At 64.1% G+C, this 5575-nt stretch carries 5 protein-coding genes and 2 pseudogenes; 3 read left to right on the forward strand and 4 right to left on the reverse strand.

The annotated features are described in order from the left end of the window. Positions 1-107 (forward strand): annotated as a pseudogene (locus AACR77_RS14035) (AraC family transcriptional regulator); the annotation flags it as partial. 84 nt (positions 108-191) lie between these two features. Continuing rightward, positions 192-530, forward strand: a complete 339-nt coding sequence (locus AACR77_RS14040; RefSeq protein WP_010675707.1) for a tRNA-binding protein — start codon at positions 192-194, stop codon at positions 528-530. A gap of 83 nt (positions 531-613) precedes the next feature. Here AACR77_RS14040 and AACR77_RS14045 read toward each other — a convergent pair whose 3' ends face one another. The 3 genes from AACR77_RS14045 to nudE form a co-directional block, all read right to left on the reverse strand. Then, a complete protein-coding gene (locus AACR77_RS14045; RefSeq protein ID WP_042882373.1) occupies positions 614-1882 on the reverse strand; it encodes an aromatic amino acid transport family protein in 1269 nt (422 codons plus the stop codon). Between the two features lie 411 nt (positions 1883-2293). Continuing rightward, the gene (gene cysQ, locus AACR77_RS14050) at positions 2294-3106 is read right to left on the reverse strand and encodes a 3'(2'),5'-bisphosphate nucleotidase CysQ (RefSeq protein WP_010675709.1); all 813 of its coding nucleotides are present in this window, start codon (positions 3104-3106) and stop codon (positions 2294-2296) included. A gap of 44 nt (positions 3107-3150) precedes the next feature. After that, complete coding sequence (nudE, locus tag AACR77_RS14055) at positions 3151-3759, reverse strand: ADP compounds hydrolase NudE (protein ID WP_039040577.1); 609 nt, start codon at positions 3757-3759, stop codon at positions 3151-3153. A 147-nt stretch (positions 3760-3906) separates the two neighbouring features. On the opposite strand from nudE, the gene yrfG reads away from it, so the two are divergent. Then, positions 3907-4575 (forward strand): GMP/IMP nucleotidase, encoded by a 669-nt coding sequence (gene yrfG / locus AACR77_RS14060; RefSeq protein WP_041211711.1) that lies wholly within the window; start codon positions 3907-3909, stop codon positions 4573-4575. 79 nt (positions 4576-4654) lie between these two features. Here yrfG and AACR77_RS14065 read toward each other — a convergent pair. After that, positions 4655-5566: pseudogene (locus AACR77_RS14065) on the reverse strand (oxidoreductase); the annotation flags it as partial. Between the last annotated feature and the right edge of the window lie 9 nt (positions 5567-5575).

The following is a 5575-nucleotide window of genomic DNA, read 5'->3' on the forward strand; positions in this document are numbered from 1 at the left end:
CCAGCCGCTGCGGCTACCAGAACCAGGGGGCCTTTGCCGAGCGCTTCCTGGCCGAGACCGGACTGACCCCTTCCCTCTGGCGCCGGCAAAACGGCTGCCTGCCGTAATCGGTCGGCTCTTTGCCGAAGACAATCCCCGGGCATTCGAGGCATGCTGAGGCTCATGCAAGGTATGAGCAACGAGGAGCCAAGATGCAGACCATAAGCTGGCAGGATTTCGAGATGGTGGAGCTCAGGGTGGGCACCCTGGTGCGGGTCGAGCCCTTCCCCGAGGCGCGCCGCCCCGCCTACAAGGTGTGGGCGGATTTCGGCCCCGAGCTCGGGGTGCGCAAGAGCAGCGCCCAGATCACCGACCTCTATCGACCGGAGGATCTGGTGGGCCGCCAGATCGTCGCCGTGGTGAACTTTCCCCCCAAGCAGATAGGCCCCATCCAGTCGGAGTTTCTGCTGACCGGCTTCTATCGCCCGGATGGCGCCGTGGTGATCGCCATCCCCGAGCAGGCGGTGGAGAACGGCGCCAAGCTGGGGTGAGACGACGGCAAGGCAACCAGAGAGCAGAAGCAAGAGAGGCGACCCCCGGGGTCGCCTCTCTTGTTTGATGCTGACGGCCTGGCTTATTTCAGCAGGCTGAACAGCAGGGCCGAGACCGCCAGGGCACCGGTCAGCAGGATGAAGCCGTTGACCCAACGGTGACGGAAGCGGGCCAGCGCCTCCACCTTGTAGATGGCCACCACCGGCATGATGAAGAGGATCATGGCGATGACGGGGCCGGAGAGGGTCTCCATCAACCCCAGAATGCCCGGGTTGATGATGGCGGCGCCCCAGATGGCGAAGAACATCAGGGCGATGCCGAGCTTGTCCGCCTTCGCCAGCGGCAGGCCGGTGGGCTTGGCGATCAGGCTTTTCAGGCTCTCGCGGGCACCGAGGAAGTGGCCGAGGAAGGAGGAGCTGATGGCGATGAAGGCGATGAGCGGCCCCAGGGTCACGATCACCGGGTTGTCGGTGATGTTGGCGAGATAGGAGAGCACGGAGACGTTCTGGGCCTTGGCCTCGGCCAGCTGGGCCGTGGAGAGGCTCAGCACGCAGGAGAAGACGAAGAAGAGCACGAAGCCCACCAGCATGACGGTGGTGTTGCGCAGGATCAGGCCGCTCTTGGTTTCGGCCTGCTCCCCGTATTCCCGGCGCTGCACGTTGGCAAAGCCCGAGATGGCGGCGGCGTGGCTGAAGGCGAACACGGTGACCGGCAACGCCAGCCAGACGGTGTTGAGGAAGCTCGAGCCTTCAAAGGCGGTCACTTCCGGCCACTGCCACTGGGGAATGAGGTAGCAGGAGAGGGCCAGCAGGATCGCAGCCAGCGGGTAGACCATGACGGCGAAGGCCCGCAGCATCGCCTTCTCGCCGGCCAACATCACGGCGATCATGGCGAACACCAGCACGCCGGAGAGCATCACCCGATCCGGGGAGGCCAGGCCGAGCTGGTTGACCATGAAGCTCTCCACCGTGTTGGTCAGCCCGACGCCGTAGATGAGCAGGATCGGGAAGATGGAGAGGAAATAGAGCGCCGAGATGAGGCGCCCGGCCATCTTGCCGAAGTGCTCCTCGGCCACCTCGGTGAAGTCGGCCTGGGGGCGCGACGACGAGAGCACGAAACGCGCCAGCCCGCGGTGGGCGAGGAAGGTCATGGGACCGGCCAGCACGGCGACGATGATGAGGGGCCAGATCCCCCCCAGACCCAGGTTGATGGGCAGGAACAGAATGCCGGCGCCGACGGCGGTGCCGAACAGGCTGATGACCCAATGGGTGTCGTGGCGACGCCAGCCGGTGCTGGCCATGGTGGAGGGGGAACCGGACAGCTCCCGCGAGACGTCTGCAGATAAACTCATCGATAAATCACTTCTACATAGTATTAAAATCTAAAAACATTGTGCTCCTTTAGCATTTAATTCTCAAAAAGGGAGACTGGCAGATCTCACTGGCAAAGCCCTGTTCCACCAGTGAGATTGGGAGGGAATTTCACCCCGGATTATTCAATTAATCCTGACATTAACCGAAATCTAGGAATATAAAACCAAAATTAAAACCGACGTCGATTTTTTGTTTCGATGAAATGCATGTTTTCAGAATTAAATGAAATTTATGCCAGTGCAGCCAGATTGGATGTGATGATCCACTGCCGTTATCGCCATAACTAGCGAATCTCCCTAAAATCCCCGTAACCAGCCAGTGGATCACACCAATGCAATCAGGCGACCCTGTGGTCGCCTGATTGCATTCCCTGCGAGCTGGTCGACCCGTCAGTGGGCCAGAATGCGACCCCAGGCGAGATCCGGGTCCCCCATCACGATGAAGTCCGGGTTCTCCAGCGACTCGGTCTCGTTGTAGCTCAGCGGTTGCAGCGCCAGGCTGAGGATGCGCCCCCCTGCCGCCTCCACGATGCACTGGGCGGCAGCGGTATCCCACTCCCCGGTGGGGCCCAGGCGCACGTAGCAATCCGCCACGCCTTCCGCCACCAGGCAGGACTTGAGGGAGCTGGAGCCAAGCGGGATCAGCTCGTAGTGGATGGCCGGGTTGAGGCGACGGGTCAGGTTCTCCAGTTTCTGGCGGCGGCTGATGGCCACCACCAGGGAGTCTGGCTGATCGTGTTCATGATGGATGGCGCTGATGGGACGGCTCTCGCCGTTCGCCTCCTTGAAGGCGCCGTGACCACGCACCGCCCAGTAGAGCAGATCGGATTCGGGGGCATAGATGACCCCGAGCACCGGCACATTGTCCCGCACCAGGGCGATCAGGGTGGCGAAATCGCCGCTGCCTGCGATGAACTCGCCAGTGCCGTCCAGCGGGTCCACCAGCCAGTACTGGCGCCAGTTCGCACGCTGGCTGAAGGGGATGTCGGCCGCCTCTTCGGTCAGCACGGGGACATGGGGAGTGAGCGCTGCCAGCGCCTGTTTGAGGTAGGCATCGGCAGCAAGATCGGCACTGGTGACCGGGGTCGCATCCTCCTTCAACTGGCGTTCGAACTGACCGCCGCGATAGATCTCGTGAAGGATCCTGCCCGCCTCACGGGCGATCTCCTTGACCTCGGGTATCCAGGCCAACAACTCCTGCATGGTGCTTACCTCTGCCTCTGATTGCCAAACAGACCCTCTGCGGGCTAATTTCCCTGCTCCGCCAGCCATTTGCTGGCCAGCAGCAGGGCACTGATGCTGCGCGACTCGGTGAAGTCCGGTCGTGCCAGCAACTCGTCGATCCGGTTGAGGGGCCAGGGGATCACCTCGAGAGGCTCGGGCTCGTCACCGACCCGCTGCTCGGGGTAGAGATCCCGCGCCAGCAAGATGTCCATCCGGCTGGAGAAATACCCCGGCGCCAGCGACACCTGCTTGAGCAGGGTCAGGCTGCTCGCCCCGAAGCCCGCCTCCTCCATCAGCTCCCGGTTGCCCGCCTCGAAGGCATTTTCACCGGGGTCTATCAATCCCTTGGGGAAACCCAGCTCGTAGGAGTGGGTGCCCGCCGCGTACTCGCGCACCAGCAGCAGGGTGTGGGCATCGAACAGGGGCACCACCATGACGGCACCCCGGTTGCCGCCGCGCATCCGCTCGTAGACCCGCTCCTCGCCGTTGGAGAATTTCAGGTGAAGGGACTCCACCTTGAACAGCCGGCTCTCGGCCACGATCTCGGCCTTGAGGATCTCCGGCTTGCTCTTGTCATGGGCCATGGTCTCGACACTGAGGTGGACGGGATTGCGCTTGTGGGGATCGCTCATCGGGGGCTGACTGCTCGTTAAAAAATCGTGTTTCAAGAGTAAACGACTCCCCTGCCGAACACCACGGGGCAAAGAGGGGAAAGATGCCTGAAAAATCCGTTATAATGCGCCCCGTTTTTCCCATCACCACAGACATCGCGAGGCCCCATGTCGACTCCCCTGCCCTGGCACCAGATTGATACCGTGTTGCTCGACATGGATGGCACCCTGATCGATCTCCATTTTGACAGCCACCTGTGGCAAACCCTGGTGCCGGCGCGCTACGCCGAGCGACTCGGCCTGCCGCTGGCCGAGGCGAAGGCGCAGATAGACACCCACTATCATGCGGTCAACGGCACCCTCGACTGGTACTGCGTGGATTACTGGACCCGGACGCTCGGGCTCGACATCCGCGCCCTCAAACAGGAGATCCTGGAGAAGATCCAGTGGCGCCCCAACGTCATTCCCTTCCTGGCCGCACTCAAGGCCGCCGGCAAGCAGGTGGTACTCTTCACCAATGCCCATCCCGCCAGTCTGTCGGTGAAGGATGCACGCCTCGGCCTCGCCCAGCACCTCGATCTGATGGTGAGCACCCATGAGCTCGGGTGGTCGAAGGAGAGCCAGCACTGCTGGCAGGCACTGGCCGAGCGGCTGGCGTTCGACCCGGCCCGCACCCTCTTCGTGGATGACAGCGAGCGGATCCTGGCCGCCTCGGCCGAGTTCGGCATCGCCCACCAGCTCGGCATCCGTCACCCCGACAGCCAGATGCCGCCGCTCACCTTCCAGCACTTCCCGGCGCTCGACGACTACGCCGACCTGCTCCCTCTCGGCGCCTGACACGCACAAGGCCCTCTTCACGAGGGCCTTGTCACATCAGCTCAACAGCCTGCCGAGCGCATACCGTTCATGAAAGCCCTCAGGCCGCATCGCGCGGGGCCAGCACCCCCATGCTGGCCAGGTAGTCGAGGGCGCTTGGGGTGAAGCCGACCTCCGTGAGGTGCGCCGCCGTGAAAGGGGCTGCATGCAGAGGCAGGCCGCGGCTCACCCGTTCCATCCAGTCCGGATTGCCAAGGGCCGCCGTGCCCACCGCCACCAGATCGGCGCCGCCGGCCAGAGCCCGCTCCGCCGAATCTGCGTCGCTAATCTTGCCCGCCACCATGAGCGGCACCCGCCCGGCCAACCCGACCCTTACCGCCTCCAGCAGGGCGCCGCCGTCGGGATCCCCCGCCACCGCCTTGAAGCTGTCCCCCATGGAGAAGTGCAGGTAGTCGATCCCCTCGTCCGCCAGCAGGCGCGCCACCGCCAGCTGATGGGCCAGTTCGATGCCCTGGATATGGGCATAGCTCTCGGGGGAGAGACGCACCCCGACCAGGAAGCCCCGGGGTAGACGGGCGCGAATGCCGCGCACTATCTCCACCAGGATCCGCGCCCGGTTCGCGAGGCTGCCCCCCCAGCGGTCGGTGCGCCGGTTGTGCAGGGGGTTGAGGAAGTTGCAGAGCAGGAAGTGGTGGGCTGCGTGCAGCTCGACCCCGTGCAGGCCGGCGCCATGGGCCCGTTCGGCAGCGCTCACAAAGGCGTCAATGAGCGTCAGAATCTCCTCCTCGCTCAGCCCCTTGACCCCGAGGGGGTAACGCCCGCCCGGCGCCAGCGCGCACAGGCCGACCGGCACCCCGTCGTTCAGCTCGGGCAGAGCCCGCATCCCGCCGTGATGCAGTTGCACCACCGCCAGCGCCCCGGCCTGCCGCGCACTGTCGGCCAGGGCCGTGAAGGCCTGCTGCTGGGCGTCCGTCATCAGGGCAGGCTGCCCCGCCCAGCAGCGTCCGCCGGGCTACTGTGA

Origin of the sequence: Aeromonas sp. ZOR0002, assembly GCF_963866995.1 — a bacterium.
In the GTDB taxonomy this organism is placed as follows: Bacteria; Pseudomonadota; Gammaproteobacteria; order Enterobacterales; family Aeromonadaceae; genus Aeromonas; species Aeromonas caviae.

Bases quoted from the DNA above. Each gene is read 5' to 3' on its own strand.
- nudE (WP_039040577.1), bottom strand. From the start codon at position 3,759: ATGAGCGATCCCCACAAGCGCAATCCCGTCCACCTCAGTGTCGAGACC.
- AACR77_RS14045 (WP_042882373.1), bottom strand. From the start codon at position 1,882: ATGAGTTTATCTGCAGACGTCTCGCGGGAGCTGTCCGGTTCCCCCTCC.
- yrfG (WP_041211711.1), top strand. From the start codon at position 3,907: ATGTCGACTCCCCTGCCCTGGCACCAGATTGATACCGTGTTGCTCGAC.
- AACR77_RS14040 (WP_010675707.1), top strand. From the start codon at position 192: ATGCAGACCATAAGCTGGCAGGATTTCGAGATGGTGGAGCTCAGGGTG.
- cysQ (WP_010675709.1), bottom strand. From the start codon at position 3,106: ATGCAGGAGTTGTTGGCCTGGATACCCGAGGTCAAGGAGATCGCCCGT.